At 68.7% G+C, this 16,630-nt stretch carries 11 protein-coding genes; 2 read left to right on the plus strand and 9 right to left on the minus strand.

Annotated features, from left to right (window positions below):
- Positions 1 to 84 precede the first annotated feature (84 nt).
- On the minus strand, positions 85 to 657 hold the full coding sequence (locus ABEA77_RS28975) for a MarR family winged helix-turn-helix transcriptional regulator (protein WP_345653952.1): 573 nt from the start codon (positions 655 to 657) through the stop codon (positions 85 to 87).
- A gap of 122 nt (positions 658 to 779) precedes the next feature.
- Here ABEA77_RS28975 and ABEA77_RS28980 point away from each other — a divergent pair, with 122 nt between their 5' ends.
- Positions 780 to 977 (plus strand): ferredoxin, encoded by a 198-nt coding sequence (locus tag ABEA77_RS28980; protein WP_345653955.1) that lies wholly within the window; start codon positions 780 to 782, stop codon positions 975 to 977.
- A 58-nt stretch (positions 978 to 1,035) separates the two neighbouring features.
- A complete protein-coding gene (locus ABEA77_RS28985; RefSeq protein WP_345653957.1) occupies positions 1,036 to 2,286 on the plus strand; it encodes a cytochrome P450 in 1,251 nt (416 codons plus the stop codon).
- Between the two features lie 124 nt (positions 2,287 to 2,410).
- Here the strand turns inward: ABEA77_RS28985 and nhaA are convergent, their stop codons facing one another.
- The 8 genes from nhaA to rpoB form a co-directional block, all read right to left on the minus strand.
- Positions 2,411 to 3,661 carry a Na+/H+ antiporter NhaA gene (gene nhaA, locus ABEA77_RS28990; RefSeq protein WP_345653960.1) on the minus strand — a complete coding sequence of 417 codons (1,251 nt, stop codon included), beginning with the start codon at positions 3,659 to 3,661 and terminating at the stop codon, positions 2,411 to 2,413.
- An 85-nt stretch (positions 3,662 to 3,746) separates the two neighbouring features.
- Entirely contained in the window at positions 3,747 to 3,896 is a 150-nt protein-coding gene (locus ABEA77_RS28995; RefSeq protein ID WP_345653963.1) for a hypothetical protein, read from the minus strand.
- A 225-nt stretch (positions 3,897 to 4,121) separates the two neighbouring features.
- Positions 4,122 to 5,315, minus strand: coding sequence for an elongation factor Tu (gene tuf / locus ABEA77_RS29000; protein ID WP_345653966.1), 1,194 nt, complete (start codon positions 5,313 to 5,315; stop codon positions 4,122 to 4,124).
- 190 nt (positions 5,316 to 5,505) lie between these two features.
- Positions 5,506 to 7,632, minus strand: a complete 2,127-nt coding sequence (fusA, locus tag ABEA77_RS29005) for an elongation factor G (protein WP_345653969.1) — start codon at positions 7,630 to 7,632, stop codon at positions 5,506 to 5,508.
- A gap of 38 nt (positions 7,633 to 7,670) precedes the next feature.
- Positions 7,671 to 8,141: a 30S ribosomal protein S7 gene (gene rpsG, locus ABEA77_RS29010; RefSeq protein WP_345653972.1), complete on the minus strand. Its 471-nt coding sequence runs from the start codon at positions 8,139 to 8,141 to the stop codon at positions 7,671 to 7,673.
- Between the two features lie 2 nt (positions 8,142 to 8,143).
- Entirely contained in the window at positions 8,144 to 8,515 is a 372-nt protein-coding gene (gene rpsL, locus ABEA77_RS29015; RefSeq protein ID WP_003948652.1) for a 30S ribosomal protein S12, read from the minus strand.
- Positions 8,516 to 8,915: 400 nt separating this feature from the next.
- Complete coding sequence (locus ABEA77_RS29020) at positions 8,916 to 12,821, minus strand: DNA-directed RNA polymerase subunit beta' (RefSeq protein ID WP_345653974.1); 3,906 nt, start codon at positions 12,819 to 12,821, stop codon at positions 8,916 to 8,918.
- A gap of 129 nt (positions 12,822 to 12,950) precedes the next feature.
- Complete coding sequence (gene rpoB, locus ABEA77_RS29025) at positions 12,951 to 16,436, minus strand: DNA-directed RNA polymerase subunit beta (RefSeq protein ID WP_345653977.1); 3,486 nt, start codon at positions 16,434 to 16,436, stop codon at positions 12,951 to 12,953.
- Between the last annotated feature and the right edge of the window lie 194 nt (positions 16,437 to 16,630).

A 16,630-nucleotide genomic window follows, 5' to 3' on the forward strand; every position in this document is an offset into this window, starting at 1 on the left:
TGCCGGGCCCGGAGGCCAGCAGCCCCGTTGCGGGACCGCGAAAAAGATAACGGGGACACTCCCCCGCTCGCCGCACCGCGCCCGCTACCCCGCGGGGTCGGTGCCGCCGGGGCGCTGCGGATCCGGGGGCGGGGGGCCGGCCTGGGGCGAGGCGTCCTGGCCCCAGCCGGGGTTGACGTCGAGGCGGCTCAGGACCTCCACCGCGGCCATGATCGTCTCCGCGTCGACGCCCACGAGCCTTTCGGCCAGTCTCGCCTCCGTCGCCTGGGCGACCCGGCGGAGCGTGTCCAGGCCGCGGCGCGTCGGCGCGATCAGCTGGACGCGCCTGTCGTCCCCGGTCGCGACCCGCTCCACCAGGCCCTGCTGGGCCAACCGGCCGACCTGGCGCGTGACATGGGGATGCCGTACGCCGAGCTTGTACGCCAGCTCGCCGACCCGCAGCGGCTCCGGGGCCTCCGCGAGGACCCGCAGGAGCGCGAGGCCCGCCCGGTCGACGGGCATGCCGGCGGCCGCGACCAGCCGCTCGTGCATCTGGGGGCGTGTCAGGTTGTAGGCCAGCACGCTCAGTACGGACTGGAGCGCGGAGACGGCCTCCGCACGGGGCGCCCCCGACGCGCGGGACGGGCGGGACGGTTGAGACGCCGGAGTTGATTCCACCCGGGCATCATGCCGGGCCGCACGTTTCCGGCCAACCACCCATGTGATTGCCCGGGGCACCATTGCGCGGCTCCGGCGTGCGGCGTATCACGTACTTAGAGTACGTAACGAAGGAGAGCGTCATGCACATCGAGATCGACCAGGACCGGTGCTGCGCCGCGGGCCAGTGCGTCCTCGCCGCCGACGACATCTTCGACCAGCGGGACGAGGACGGTGTCGTCGTCCTGCTCGACGGCATCCCGGACGACGCGGAGGCCCTGGGCCGCGCACAGGAGGCGGCCGCCCTCTGCCCCGCGGGCGCGATCGCCGTCCACGACTGACCAGGCACCACCGCACGGCAACAGCTCGCCCCCCACTTCACGTCAGGAGCATCGCACGATGACGGAGACCGCCCTGCACGCCAGCGCCACAGGCACCGAGGAAGCACCCCGCTACCCGCTCGCCCGCGCCACCGGCTGTCCCTTCGACCCGCCGCCCGCGCTCGCCGAACTCCGCGAGCACGAGCCCTTCTCCCGCGTCCAGGTCTGGGACGGTACCCCCGCCTGGCTCATCACCCGCTACCAGGACCAGCGCACGATCCTCGCCGACGAACGGTTCAGCGCGGACACCACCAAGCCCGGCTTCCCCACCCAGAGCCCCGGCATCGCCGCCCGCCGCAGGAGCGGCAACCCGCTGCCGTTCATCTCCACGGACGACCCGGACCACAACCGGGTGCGCCGCATGTTCACCTCGTACTTCTCCGTGAAGCGCGCCCGCGCCCTCGTGCCGCGCCTCAGGGAGATCATCGACGGCCTGCTCGACGACATGGAGCGGGCCGGCGGCCCGGTCGACCTCGTCTCGTCGTTCGCGCTGCCGCTGCCCTCGCTCGTGATCGCGGAGATCCTCGGCGTGCCCCGCGCGGACCAGCACCTCTTCCAGAGCAGGTCCCGGGTGCTCATCTCGATGACCTCCACCGTCGAGGACACCATGCAGGCCATGAACGAGCTCGGCGACTACCTCGGCACGCTGATCGACGCCAAGGTGAAGGACCCGCAGGACGACCTCATCAGCAACGTCGCCACCGAGCACATGCTCACCGGCGCCACCACCCGCTCCCGCCTCGTCCAGGACGCGATGCTGCTGCTCATCGCGGGCCACGAGACGACCACCAACATGATCGCGCTCGGGACGCTCGCCCTGCTGCGCAACCCCGAGCAGCTGAAAGCCGTACGGGACGCCGAGGACCCCGCGGCCCTCGCGGGCGCGGTGGAGGAGCTGCTGCGCTACCTCACCATCGTGCACACCGGCCGCAGGCGCATAGCCACCGAGGACGTCGAGGTCTCGGGGCAGCTCATCCGCGCGGGCGAGGGCGTGATCCTCGCCAACGACGCCGCCAACCGCGACGCCACGGTCTTCGACGAGCCCGACGTCCTCGACGTCACCCGGCCCAACGCCCGCCGCCACCTCGCCTTCGGCCAGGGCACCCACCAGTGCCTCGGCCAGAACCTGGCACGCCAGGAGCTCCAACTCGCCTACCCGGCCCTGCTGCGCCGCTTCCCGACGCTCCGGCCCGCGATCGAGGAGCAGGACATCCGCTACAAGCACGACGCCGTCGTCTACGGCGTCTACGAGCTGCCCGTCACCTGGTAGCCGTCCCCCCGGGGCCGTACGGGCCGGGCCGGCGGATCCGCCCACCGCGCTCCCCCACGCGCAAGGACCGGGCCCCGCCACCGGCCGCCCCCACCCCCGCGGCCGGCGGCGGGGCCCTCCCGCGTCACGGCCGCCCGTCCGCGGACCCCGCGACCCCCGCCGCCGCGCGCGCCGCGAGCCGCCGGTGGTGGCGGCCGCGCCGTCCCAGCACCACCGCCGAGAGCAGCGAGGCGGCCCCCGAGGCCAGCAGGATCGCGCCCTTCGCCGCGGTGAGCCGCGCGCCGCCCGGATACGACAACTCCGCGACCAGCAGCGACACCGTGAAGCCGATCCCTCCGAGCACCCCGATGCCCGCGATGTCCGCCCAGCCGAGCGCCGGGTTGAGGTGGGCGCCGGTGAACCGCGCCGTCAGCCACGAGGCGCCGAGGATGCCGGCGAACTTGCCGACGAGCAGCCCGGCAAGCACCCCCCAGGTGACCGCCGACGCCCAGAAGCCGCCCGCACCGGAGAGCGACACACCAGCGGCGAACAGGGCGAACACCGGAAGCGCGACCCCCGAAGAGAGCGGCCGCAGGGCCTCCTCCGCCCGGTGCGAGGGCGAGAAGGCCTCGCCGCCCCTCGCCTCCGTGCGCATCAGCAACCCCATCGCCACCCCGGCGATCGTCGCATGCACCCCCGAGGCGTGCACCAGTGCCCAGATCGCCACGCCGAGCGGCCCGAACAGCAGCCACGCCGGCACCGCCGCCCGCACCCGCGCCGCCGCACGGCCACGGCCGCGCTGGAGCCACCCGAAGACCGCGAGGCCCACCGCCGCGAGCCCCAGCGCCAGCGGGTCGAGCCCCGTGGTGTAGGCGAAAGCGATCACCACGACCGCGCACACGTCGTCCACCGTCGCCAGCGTCAGCAGGAACGTCCGCAGCGGCGGCGGCAGTTGGCGACCTGCGACCGCGAGCACGGCGAGCGCGAAGGCGATGTCCGTCGCCATCGGAATCCCCCAGCCGCCCGGCGCACCGCCAGGGGCCGCCACGTTGACCGCGAGGAAGACGCCCGCGGGCACCACGACACCGCCGAGCGCGGCGACGATCGGCAGCGCGGCCCTGCGTGGGTCGCGCAACTCGCCGTGCACCAGCTCCTGTTTGAGTTCGTTGCCGACGACGAAGAAGAACACCACGAGCAGCCCGTCCGCCGCCCACTCCCGCACCGACAGGTGCAGGCCGAGCACGGCGGGCCCGAAGGCGGCGGAGCTCAGCGACGTATAGGCCGAGGAGAGCGGCGAGTTGGCCCAGAGCAGCGCCACGACGGCCGCGCCGATCAGAAGGGAACCGCTGACGGCGTCGGAGCGCAGAGCAGCGGTGATCCGCGGGAGAGCGGGCATAGGAGGGACGTCTCCAGACACGTACGGGGAACACGGCGGGCGCCGGCGCGCGGCCGGGAGCCCGCCCCTGCGGGTGGTGGACCGCTCAGCGGTCCCCCGGCGGGCGGACACCGAGCACCGCGCCCCATGTGCTCACATAGCCGTTCGTGCCGATCGGCCGCCGGTCGAGCGGTGTCAGCACCCGCACCGGGAGGCCGGGCCGCGGCGCGGAGAGCGAACCTGTGCGCTTCCTCATCCGCGCGCCCCTTCCCCGGCGACCTGCCGTCCCTCGCCCGTACGTCACTGGTTCTCGCCGGCCAGCGTAGCAACGCGCACACCGCGCCGCGCCGCGCACACACTGCCGCACGCGCCCGCACACGGCCCCGCACACGCCGAGGGGCCCCGCGCCCGTCCCGAAGGACGGGCGCGGGGCCCCTGGTGAAACCGCCGCGGCCCGAGGGCCGCCACCGGATCGCCGTACTTACTTGACGATCTTGGTGACCTGGCCGGCGCCCACCGTACGACCACCCTCACGGATGGCGAACTTCAGGCCCTCCTCCATGGCGACCGGCTGGATCAGCTGGACGGACATGGTGGTGTTGTCGCCCGGCATGACCATCTCGGTGCCCTCGGGGAGGGTCACGACGCCGGTCACGTCCGTGGTACGGAAGTAGAACTGCGGGCGGTAGTTGTTGAAGAACGGGGTGTGACGGCCACCCTCGTCCTTCGACAGGATGTAGGCCTGGGCCTCGAACTCGGTGTGCGGCGTGACCGAACCGGGCTTGATGATGACCTGGCCGCGCTCGACGTCCTCGCGCTTGATGCCACGGAGGAGCAGACCGACGTTCTCACCGGCCTGGCCCTCGTCGAGCAGCTTGCGGAACATCTCGATGCCGGTGACCGTGGTGGAGGTCTTCTCCGGCTTGATGCCGATGATGTCCACGGTCTCGTTGACCTTGAGGACACCACGCTCGATACGACCGGTGACGACGGTGCCACGACCGGTGATCGTGAAGACGTCCTCGATCGGCATCAGGAACGGCTTGTCGACGTCGCGCTCGGGCTGCGGGATGGCCTCGTCGACGGCCTTCATCAGGTCGAGGACGGTCTGGCCCCACTCCTTGTCGCCCTCAAGCGCCTTGAGCGCCGAGACCTTGACGACCGGGACGTCGTCGCCGGGGAACTCGTACTCGGTGAGGAGCTCACGGACCTCAAGCTCGACGAGCTCCAGGATCTCCTCGTCGTCCACCATGTCGGCCTTGTTCAGGGCGACGACGATGTACGGAACGCCGACCTGGCGGGCCAAGAGCACGTGCTCCTTGGTCTGCGGCATCGGGCCGTCGGTGGCGGCGACCACGAGGATGGCGCCGTCCATCTGCGCCGCACCCGTGATCATGTTCTTGATGTAGTCGGCGTGACCCGGGCAGTCGACGTGCGCGTAGTGGCGCGTCTCCGTCTGGTACTCGACGTGCGCGATGGAGATGGTGATACCGCGCTGGCGCTCCTCAGGAGCCTTGTCGATCTGGTCGAACGCCGAGGCCTCGTTGAGCTCCGGGTACGCGTCGTGCAGCACCTTGGTAATGGCGGCCGTGAGGGTCGTCTTACCGTGGTCGATGTGACCGATGGTGCCGATGTTGACGTGCGGCTTAGTCCGCTCGAACTTCGCCTTCGCCACTGGGGTCCTCCTGTGGAGTGGTTCTGTACGCCTTACTCATCGGCGCCAGGGTGATCTTTGCTGGGATGCCGGTCGGCCCGGAGCACCCCCCTCGGAGACGGCGGATGACGCCGATCCTTCGGGGAATGCCCCCTGGCTTCCCGGTGACAAGCCTAGAGCGTGCAGGCACGCGGGCGATTCGCCCGGTGGATTACTCGCCCTTGGCCTTCGCGATGATCTCCTCGGCGACGTTCCGGGGAACCTCGGCGTAGGAGTCGAACTGCATCGAGTAGCTTGCGCGACCCGAGGTCTTGCTGCGGAGGTCTCCGACGTAGCCGAACATCTCCGAGAGCGGCACCAGGCCCTTGACGACCCGGGCACCGGCCCGCTCCTCCATGGCCTGGATCTGGCCACGGCGGGAGTTGATGTCGCCGATCACGTCGCCCATGTAGTCCTCGGGCGTGGTGACCTCGACGGCCATCATCGGTTCGAGGAGAACCGGGGACGCCTTGCGCGCGGCCTCCTTGAAGGCCTGCGAACCGGCGATCTTGAAGGCGAGTTCGGACGAGTCGACCTCGTGGAACGCACCGTCGAGCAGGATGACGCGCACGCCCGTCATCTCGTACCCGGCGACGATGCCGAACTGCATCGCTTCCTGGGCACCGGCGTCCACCGAAGGGATGTACTCCTTCGGGATGCGGCCACCGGTGACCTTGTTCACGAACTCGTACGACGCGTCGCCGCCCTCAATGGGCTCGATCGCGATCTGCACCTTCGCGAACTGACCGGTGCCACCGGTCTGCTTCTTGTGCGTGTAGTCGACCCGCTCCACCACCTTGCGGATGGTCTCGCGGTAGGCGACCTGCGGCTTGCCGACGTTGGCCTCGACGCGGAACTCGCGCTTCATCCGGTCGACCAGCACCTCAAGGTGAAGCTCGCCCATACCGCCGATGACGGTCTGGCCGGTCTCCTCGTTGGTGTGCACCTGGAAGGACGGGTCCTCCTCGGCCAGGCGCTGGATGGCGACACCCAGCTTCTCCTGGTCGCCCTTGGACTTGGGCTCGATCGCGACCTCGATGACCGGCGCCGGGAAGTCCATGGACTCCAGGATCACCGGGTTCTTCTCGTCGCTCAGCGTCTCACCGGTGGTGGTCTGCTTCAGGCCCATCACGGCGACGATGTCGCCGGCGCCCACCGACTCGATCTCCTCACGCTTGTTCGCGTGCATGCGGTAGATCTTGCCGATGCGCTCCTTGCGGCCCTTCACGGAGTTCAGCACGGCCGAACCCGCCACGAGGCGCCCGGAGTACACGCGGACGAAGGTGAGCTTGCCCAGGTGCGGGTCGCTCATGATCTTGAACGCCAGCGCCGAGAGCGGCTCGTCGTCGGACGGCTTGCGGGCGACGACCTTCTCCGGGTCCTTCACGTCGTGGCCTTCGATGGCCTCGACGTCCAGGGGGGAGGGCAGGTAGCGCACGACGGCGTCGAGCAGGGGCTGGACGCCCTTGTTCTTGAACGCCGTGCCGCAGAACACCGGGGTGACCGTGGTGTCGTCGGACTTGCCGGAAGCGATCGTGATGCGGCGGATCGCCCCGTACAGCTGCTCCACGGAGGGCTCCTCGCCCTCCAGGTACAGCTCCATGATCTCTTCGTCGTTCTCGGCGACGGTCTCCAGCAGCTTGCCGCGCCACTCCTCGGCCGCCTCGGTGTGCGTGGCCGGGATGTCGACGACGTCGTACATCTCGCCCTTGGCTGCCTCGGCCGACCAGACCAGGGCCTTCATCGTCACGAGGTCGACGACGCCCTTGAAGTCGGCCTCGGCGCCGATCGGCAGCTGCATCACGATCGGGGTCGCGCCGAGGCGGTCCGTGATCATGTCGACGCAGCGGTGGAACTCGGCGCCGGTGCGGTCGAGCTTGTTGACGAAGCAGATGCGGGGCACGCCGTAACGGTCGGCCTGACGCCACACCGTCTCGGACTGCGGCTCCACACCGGCGACACCGTCGAAGACGGTGACGGCACCGTCGAGCACGCGCAGCGAACGCTCCACCTCGACGGTGAAGTCGACGTGGCCGGGCGTGTCGATGATGTTGATGGTGTGGTCGACCTCGTCGAGCGGCCAGTGACAGGTCGTCGCGGCGGACGTGATGGTGATGCCGCGCTCCTGCTCCTGCTCCATCCAGTCCATGGTGGCAGCGCCGTCGTGGACTTCACCGATCTTGTACGAGACACCGGTGTAGAACAGGATCCGCTCGGTGGTGGTCGTCTTGCCCGCGTCGATGTGGGCCATGATCCCGATGTTGCGGACCCTGGCCAGGTCAAGCGAAGTGGTGGCCATAAGGCTCAATCTTCTCTCGGTCTCGATGGGGGTTGCGACTACCAGCGGTAGTGCGCGAAGGCCTTGTTGGACTCGGCCATCTTGTGCGTGTCCTCGCGCTTCTTGACCGAGGCGCCGAGGCCGTTGGAGGCGTCGAGCAGCTCGTTCATCAGGCGCTCGGTCATGGTCTTCTCGCGGCGGGCCCGCGAGTAGCCGACCAGCCAGCGCAGCGCGAGGGTGGAGGCGCGGCCGGGCTTGACCTCGACCGGCACCTGGTAGGTGGCACCACCGACACGGCGGGACTTGACCTCAAGAGCCGGCTTGACGTTCTCCAGCGCGCGCTTGAGCGTGATGACCGGGTCGTTGCCGGTCTTGTCGCGCAGGCCCTCCATGGCGCCGTACACGATCCGCTCGGCGGTGGAGCGCTTGCCGTTCAGCAGGATCTTGTTGATGAGGGAGGTGACAAGAGGAGAGCCGTAGACCGGGTCGATGATGACCGGACGCTTCGGGGCGGGGCCCTTACGAGGCATTCTTACTTCTCCTTCTTGGCGCCGTAGCGGCTGCGGGCCTGCTTGCGGTTCTTGACACCCTGGGTGTCGAGCGAGCCGCGGATGATCTTGTAGCGAACACCCGGCAGGTCCTTCACACGGCCGCCGCGCACGAGCACGATGGAGTGCTCCTGCAGGTTGTGCCCCTCACCCGGGATGTACGCCGTGACCTCGATGCCCGAGGTCAGACGCACACGCGCGACCTTGCGCAGGGCCGAGTTCGGCTTCTTCGGGGTGGTCGTGAACACACGCGTGCAGACCCCGCGGCGCTGAGGGGAGCCCTCAAGTGCGGGGGTCTTGTTCTTCTCGACCTTGTCCTGCCGGCCCTTGCGGACCAGCTGCTGGATCGTAGGCACTACTTCTCCGATTCTGTGTGCCGTGCGTAAAGCTAACCTGGAACGTCGCCGACCCACGCGGTCGGGTGTGTCGAATACCGTGCACCCCCGCCGGCGAGCGGGGAAAGCGCAGATTGCGGTGGCCGTGTTGACGGATCCCCCACGCGGCTGAGGACACGCGCGAGAGCCCAGGCACACCCCAGGCACAGAGTCGAGCGTACCCACCCGGTCGACCCAGGTCAAAACGCTAAGTCCTACCCGCTCTACGCCCACGACGAACACCCGGATCCCGAGAGCCTTTTCGGGCCCCCGGCGGCCCCGGGAAGGGCCTAAGAAACGGCCGGAGAAAGCCCGGAGGGCGGCCGTCCCCCTGGGGAACGGCCGCCCTCCGGCTCATTCACTCACTCACCGACGCCCCGGTTCACTGGTTGTACGGACCGTAGTCGTAGTCCTCCAGCGGGACGGCCTGGCCGGAGCCCGTGCCGAACGGCGAGTAGTCGATGTCGTCGTAGCCGACGGCCGAGTACATCGCGGCCTTGGCCTCCTCGGTCGGCTCGACCCGGATGTTGCGGTAGCGGGACAGGCCCGTACCGGCCGGGATGAGCTTGCCGATGATGACGTTCTCCTTGAGGCCGATCAGGGAGTCCGACTTGGCGTTGATCGCCGCGTCGGTGAGGACCCTGGTCGTCTCCTGGAAGGACGCCGCGGACAGCCACGACTCGGTCGCGAGCGACGCCTTGGTGATACCCATCAGCTGCGGGCGGCCGGAGGCCGGGTGGCCTCCCTCGCGCACCACACGACGGTTCTCGGTCTCGAACTTCGAGCGCTCGACCAGCTCGCCGGGGAGCAGTTCCGCGTCGCCCGACTCGATGATCGTCACCCGGCGCAGCATCTGCCGGATGATGATCTCGATGTGCTTGTCGTGGATCGACACACCCTGCGAGTTGTAGACCTTCTGGACCTCGCCGACCAGGTGGACCTGGACCGCGCGCTGGCCGAGGATGCGCAGCACGTCGTGCGGGTTGGTGGCACCCACGGTGAGCTTCTGGCCCACCTCGACGTGGTCGCCCTCGCCGACCAGCAGACGGGCGCGCTTCGAGATGGGGAAGGGCGTCTCGTCGCTGCCGTCGTCCGGCGTGACGATGATCTTCTTGGTCTTCTCGGTCTCCTCGATCCGGACGCGGCCCGCCGCCTCCGAGATCGGGGCGACACCCTTGGGCGTACGGGCCTCGAACAGCTCGACGACACGCGGCAGACCCTGCGTGATGTCGTCACCCGCCACACCACCGGTGTGGAAGGTGCGCATCGTCAGCTGGGTGCCGGGCTCACCGATGGACTGGGCGGCGATGATGCCGACCGCCTCACCGATGTCGACCAGCTTGCCGGTGGCCAGCGAGCGGCCGTAGCAGTACGCACAGGTGCCGACCGCGGACTCGCAGGTCAGGACCGAACGGGTCTTGACCTCCTCCACGCCCGCCGCGACCAGCGCGTCGATGAGCACGTCACCGAGGTCGACGTTGGCGGGGGCGATGACCTTGCCGTCCACCACGACGTCCTCGGCGAGCATCCGCGCGTACACGGAGGTCTCGACGTCCTCCGCCTTGCGCAGCACACCGTCGGTGCCCCGGTCCGCGATCCGCAGCTTCAGGCCGCGGTCGGTGCCGCAGTCCTCCTCGCGGATGATCACGTCCTGCGAGACGTCCACCAGACGACGGGTCAGGTAACCCGAGTCGGCGGTACGCAGGGCGGTGTCGGCCAGACCCTTGCGGGCACCGTGCGTGGAGATGAAGTACTCCAGCACGGACAGGCCCTCGCGGAACGACGCCTTGATGGGACGCGGGATCGTCTCGTTCTTGGCGTTGGACACCAGACCGCGCATACCGGCGATCTGGCGCATCTGCATCATGTTTCCGCGCGCACCCGAGTTCACCATCATGAAGATGGGGTTGGTCTTCGGGAAGTTCTCGTTCATGGCCTCGGCGACCTCGTTGGTCGCCTTCGTCCAGATCGCGATGAGCTCCTGCGTGCGCTCGTCCTTCGTGATCAGACCGCGCTCGTACTGCTTCTGGACCTTCTCGTCCTGCGCCTCGTACCCGGCGACGATCTCCTTCTTCGCCTCGGGGACGACCACGTCGGAGATGGCCACGGTGACACCGGAGCGGGTGGCCCAGAAGAAGCCCGCCGCCTTCAGGTTGTCGAGCGTCGCCGCCACGATCACCTTCGGGTAGCGCTCCGCGAGGTCGTTGACGATCTCGGAGAGCTGCTTCTTGCCGACCGAGTAGTCCACGAACGGGTAATCCTCGGGCAGCAGCTCGTTGAAGAGCGCGCGCCCCAGGGTCGTCCGCAGCCTGAACGGGTCGCCGGGCTGCCACTGCGTGTCCGGCTCGCCGTCCTCGTTCGGCGGGGGCGTCCAGCCGCGCGGCGGGATGGTGCCCACCGGGAAGCGGATGTCGACCTTCGCCTGGAGCGAGAGCTCGCGGCTGTCGAACGCCATGGTGGCCTCGGCCGTGGAGCCGAAGGACCGGCCGGCGCCGACGACCTCGCGCTCCTCCTCGTCCGTCGTGAGGAAGAACAGTCCGAGCACCATGTCCTGGGTCGGCATGGTGACGGGACGTCCGTCGGCCGGCTTCAGGATGTTGTTCGAGGACAGCATCAGGATGCGGGCCTCGGCCTGCGCCTCCGCGGACAGCGGCAGGTGCACGGCCATCTGGTCGCCGTCGAAGTCCGCGTTGAACGCGGTGCACACGAGCGGGTGGATCTGGATGGCCTTGCCCTCGACCAGCTGCGGCTCGAAGGCCTGGATGCCGAGGCGGTGCAGGGTCGGCGCGCGGTTGAGCAGCACGGGGTGCTCGGCGATGACCTCTTCGAGGACGTCGTACACGACCGTGCGGCCGCGCTCGACCATGCGCTTCGCCGACTTGATGTTCTGCGCGTGGTTCAGGTCGACCAGGCGCTTCATCACGAACGGCTTGAACAGTTCGAGCGCCATCGCCTTCGGCAGACCGCACTGGTGCAGCTTGAGCTGCGGACCGACGACGATCACGGAACGCGCCGAGTAGTCGACGCGCTTGCCGAGGAGGTTCTGGCGGAAGCGGCCCTGCTTGCCCTTGAGCATGTCGGACAGCGACTTCAGCGGACGGTTGCCGGGGCCCGTGACCGGGCGGCCACGGCGGCCGTTGTCGAAGAGGGCGTCCACGGCCTCCTGGAGCATGCGCTTCTCGTTGTTCACGATGATCTCGGGCGCGCCGAGGTCGAGAAGCCGCTTCAGGCGGTTGTTGCGGTTGATGACGCGGCGGTACAGGTCGTTCAGGTCGGAGGTCGCGAAGCGGCCGCCGTCCAGCTGCACCATCGGACGCAGGTCCGGCGGGATGACCGGCACGCAGTCCAGCACCATGCCCTTGGGGCTGTTGCTGGTCTGGAGGAACGCGGAGACGACCTTGAGGCGCTTGAGCGCGCGGGTCTTCTTCTGCCCCTTGCCGGTGCGGATGATCTCGCGGAGGCGCTCGGCCTCCTCGTCGAGGTCGAAGGACTCCAGGCGCTTCTGGAGCGCGGCGGCGCCCATCGAGCCGTCGAAGTACGTGCCGAAGCGGTCACGCAGCTCGCGGTAGAGGAGCTCGTCGCCCTCCAGGTCCTGCACCTTGAGGTTCTTGAAGCGGTTCCAGACCTCGTCCAGGCGGTCGATCTCGCGCTGCGCGCGGTCGCGCAGCTGCTTCATCTCGCGCTCGGCGCCCTCGCGCACCTTGCGGCGCACGTCGGCCTTGGCGCCCTCGGCCTCCAGCTCGGCCAGGTCGGTCTCGAGCTTCTTGGCGCGGGCCTCCAGGTCGGAGTCGCGGCGGTTCTCGATCTGCTGCCGCTCGACGGAGACGTGCGCCTCCAGCGAGGGCAGGTCGCGGGTGCGGCGCTCCTCGTCCACGTACGTGATCATGTACGCGGCGAAGTAGATGACCTTCTCCAGGTCCTTCGGCGCCAGGTCGAGCAGGTAGCCGAGGCGCGAGGGAACGCCCTTGAAGTACCAGATGTGGGTGACGGGAGCGGCCAGCTCGATGTGGCCCATCCGCTCGCGGCGCACCTTGGCGCGCGTGACCTCGACGCCACAGCGCTCACAGATGATGCCCTTGAAGCGGACACGCTTGTACTTGCCGCAGTAGCACTCCCAGTCCCGGGTGGGGCCGAAGATCTTCTCGCAGAAGAGTCCGTCCTTCTCGGGCTTGAGCGTGCGGTAGTTGATGGTCTCCGGCTTCTTGACCTCGCCGTGGGACCAGGTACGGATGTCGTCCGCGGTGGCAAGGCCGATCCGCAGCTCGTCGAAGAAGTTGACGTCGAGCACTATGCGTCAATCCCTCTCAGGGTTGTGTCTGAAGGTCTGATGGGGGTCCCCCCACGCGGAGCGCGTGGAGGAGGGTCCGAGGTGGCCGGCCAGGCACCCGCCGAGGCGGGTGCCTGGCCGACCGACCCGTCAGACCTCTTCGACGCTGCTCGGCTCCCGCCGGGACAGGTCGATGCCGAGCTCCTCCGCCGCACGGAACACGTCCTCGTCCGTGTCCCGCATCTCGATGGACATGCCGTCCGAGGACAGCACCTCCACGTTGAGGCAGAGCGACTGCATTTCCTTGATGAGGACCTTGAAGGACTCGGGAATGCCGGGCTCGGGGATGTTCTCGCCCTTGACGATGGCCTCGTAGACCTTCACGCGGCCGGTGACGTCGTCGGACTTGATCGTGAGGAGTTCCTGGAGGGCGTAGGCGGCGCCGTACGCCTCCAGCGCCCACACCTCCATCTCACCGAAGCGCTGACCGCCGAACTGCGCCTTACCACCCAGGGGCTGCTGGGTGATCATGGAGTACGGGCCGGTCGAGCGGGCGTGGAGCTTGTCGTCGACCAGGTGGTGCAGCTTGAGGATGTACATGTACCCGACCGAGATCGGGTCCGGGAACGGCTCGCCGGAGCGGCCGTCGAACAGGCGGGCCTTGCCGGTCGGCTGCACCATGCGCTCACCGTCCCGGTTGGGAACGGTGTGCTCCAGCAGGCCGGCCAGCTCGTCCTCGCGGGCACCGTCGAAGACCGGGGTCGCCACGTTGGTACGCGGGTCCACCTGGTCGGCGCCGATGGCCTGGAGGCGCTGGGCCCACTCCTCGCCGAGCGAGGAGACGTCCCAGCCCTGGCTGGCGAGCCAGCCGAGGTGGATCTCAAGGACCTGTCCCGGGTTCATGCGGGACGGGACGCCCAGCGGGTTGAGGATGATGTCGACCGGGGTGCCGTCCTCCAGGAACGGCATGTCCTCGATCGGCAGGATCTTGGAGATGACGCCCTTGTTGCCGTGGCGGCCGGCCAGCTTGTCGCCGTCCGTGATCTTGCGCTTCTGCGCCACGTACACGCGGACCAGCTGGTTGACACCGGGCGGCAGCTCGTCGCCCTCCTCGCGGTCGAAGACGCGGACGCCGATGACCTTGCCGGTCTCGCCGTGCGGCACCTTCAGCGAGGTGTCGCGGACCTCGCGGGCCTTCTCACCGAAGATCGCGCGCAGCAGCCGCTCCTCGGGCGTCAGCTCCGTCTCGCCCTTGGGCGTGACCTTGCCGACGAGGATGTCGGTGTCGCGGACCTCGGCGCCGATGCGGATGATGCCGCGCTCGTCCAGGTCGGCGAGGACCTCCTCGGAGACGTTCGGGATGTCCCGGGTGATCTCCTCGGGGCCGAGCTTGGTGTCGCGGGCGTCGACCTCGTGCTCCTCGATGTGGATCGAGGAGAGGACGTCGTCCTGCACCAGGCGCTGGCTGAGGATGATCGCGTCCTCGTAGTTGTGGCCCTCCCACGGCATGAACGCGACCAGGAGGTTCTTGCCGAGCGCCATCTCGCCCTGCTCGGTGGCCGGGCCGTCTGCGAGCACCTGGCCCTCGATGACCCGGTCGCCCTCGGAGACGACGACCTTCTGGTTGACCGAGGTGCCCTGGTTGGAGCGGAAGAACTTCGCGATGCGGTACGTGGTGTACGTGCCGTCGTCGTTGGTGACGGTGATGTAGTCCGCGGAGACCTCCTGGACCACACCCGCCTTCTCCGCCTTGATGACGTCGCCGGCGTCGACCGCGCAGCGGTACTCCATGCCGGTGCCGACGAGCGGCGCCTCTGAGGTGATCAGCGGCACGGCCTGGCGCATCATGTTCGCGCCCATGAGGGCGCGGTTGGCGTCGTCGTGCTCCAGGAACGGGATCATGGCCGTCGCGACGGACACCATCTGGCGCGGCGAGACGTCCATGTAGTCGACGTCCTCGCCCGGCACGTAGTCGACCTCGCCGCCGCGGCGGCGGACCAGCACGCGGGTCTCCTCGAATCGCAGCTCGTCGGTGAGCGGCGCGTTGGCCTGCGCGATGACGAAGCGGTCCTCCTCGTCCGCGGTCAGGTAGTCGACCTCGTCGGTGACGACGCCCTCGGTGACCCGGCGGTACGGCGTCTCGACGAAGCCGAACGCGTTGACCCGACCGTACGAGGCGAGCGAGCCGATCAGGCCGATGTTCGGGCCCTCGGGCGTCTCGATCGGGCACATGCGGCCGTAGTGCGACGGGTGCACGTCACGGACCTCGAAGCCGGCCCGCTCACGGGAGAGGCCACCCGGGCCGAGCGCCGAGAGGCGGCGCTTGTGGGTGAGCCCGGAGAGCGGGTTGTTCTGGTCCATGAACTGCGACAGCTGGCTGGTGCCGAAGAACTCCTTGATGGAGGCGACGACCGGCCGGATGTTGATCAGCGTCTGCGGCGTGATCGCCTCGACGTCCTGCGTCGTCATGCGCTCGCGCACGACGCGCTCCATCCGCGCGAGGCCCGTGCGGACCTGGTTCTGGATGAGCTCGCCGACGTTGCGCAGGCGGCGGTTGCCGAAGTGGTCGATGTCGTCGGTCTCGACGACGATCTCGGCGCCGCTGGAGCTGACCGTCTCGGTCTCGCCCGCGTGCAGCTTGACCAGGTACTTGATGGTCGCGATGACGTCGTCGGTGGTGAGCACGCCGGCGTCGAGCGGGGCGTCAGCGCCCAGCTTCTTGTTGACCTTGTAGCGGCCGACCTTCGCCAGGTCGTAGCGCTTCGGGTTGAAGTAGAGGTTCTCCAGCAGCGTCTGGGCGGCCTCGCGCGTGGGGGGCTCGCCCGGACGGAGCTTGCGGTAGATGTCGAGCAGCGCGTCGTCCTGGCCCTGGGTGTGGTCCTTCTCCAGGGTGGCGCGCATCGACTCGTACTCGCCGAACTCCTCAAGGATCTGCTCGGTCGTCCAGCCGAGCGCCTTGAGCAGGACGGTCACGGACTGCTTGCGCTTGCGGTCGATGCGGACGCCGACCATGTCGCGCTTGTCGATCTCCATCTCCAGCCAGGCACCCCGGGAGGGGATGATCTTGGCGGAGTAGATGTCCTTGTCGGACGTCTTGTCGATGGAGGAGTCGAAGTAGACGCCCGGCGAGCGCACGAGCTGCGACACCACGACACGCTCGGTGCCGTTGATGACGAAGGTGCCCTTGTTCGTCATGAGCGGGAAGTCGCCCATGAAGACCGTCTGGGACTTGATCTCGCCGGTCTCGTTGTTCGTGAACTCGGCGGTGACGAACAGCGGAGCCGCGTACGTGAAGTCGCGCTCCTTGCACTCGTCGATCGAGTTCTTCGGGGGCTCGAAACGGTGGTCGCGGAACGTCAGCGACATCGACCCGGAGAAGTCCTCGATCGGGGAGATCTCTTCGAAGATCTCCTCAAGACCGGACTTCCTGGGGACGTCCTGTCCGTTGTCGAGAGCCGCCTCGACGCGAGCCTTCCACGCGGCGTTGCCGAGCAGCCAGTCGAAGCTCTCGGTCTGGAGCGCGAGAAGGTTCGGAACCTCAAGGGGCTCCTTGATCTTTGCAAAGGAGATGCGCAGCGGGGCGGTGCTTGCGCCGTTGTTCGTATTCGTGGTCGAGGCGTTGCGCGAGGCGGCCAAGAGGGGGTCCTTCCGAGGGCTCGGACTCACTACGCGCGTACCGGTCCCCCGTAGACACGGAGAGGGAAAGCCCTGGTCAGAGCCTTCGATCACCGATGTTCTTACGAGAGGGTGCCCCTGGTGACGGGCAGGGGACAGCTAACAGGCAGCGCAAAGGGACAGTGTAGCCACTTGGCACACTGATGTCCAGAGCG

The sequence above is a fragment of the Streptomyces tremellae genome (assembly GCF_039540215.1).
GTDB lineage: Bacteria > Actinomycetota > Actinomycetes > Streptomycetales > Streptomycetaceae > Streptomyces > Streptomyces tremellae.

What these genes read in the sequence shown, in the direction of transcription:
- rpsG (WP_345653972.1), bottom strand. Translation starts at nt 8,141, where the DNA reads ATGCCTCGTAAGGGCCCCGCCCCGAAGCGTCCGGTCATCATCGACCCG.
- ABEA77_RS28995 (WP_345653963.1), bottom strand. Translation starts at nt 3,896, where the DNA reads ATGAGGAAGCGCACAGGTTCGCTCTCCGCGCCGCGGCCCGGCCTCCCG.
- ABEA77_RS28980 (WP_345653955.1), top strand. Translation starts at nt 780, where the DNA reads ATGCACATCGAGATCGACCAGGACCGGTGCTGCGCCGCGGGCCAGTGC.
- fusA (WP_345653969.1), bottom strand. Translation starts at nt 7,632, where the DNA reads ATGGCCACCACTTCGCTTGACCTGGCCAGGGTCCGCAACATCGGGATC.
- ABEA77_RS28985 (WP_345653957.1), top strand. Translation starts at nt 1,036, where the DNA reads ATGACGGAGACCGCCCTGCACGCCAGCGCCACAGGCACCGAGGAAGCA.
- nhaA (WP_345653960.1), bottom strand. Translation starts at nt 3,661, where the DNA reads ATGCCCGCTCTCCCGCGGATCACCGCTGCTCTGCGCTCCGACGCCGTC.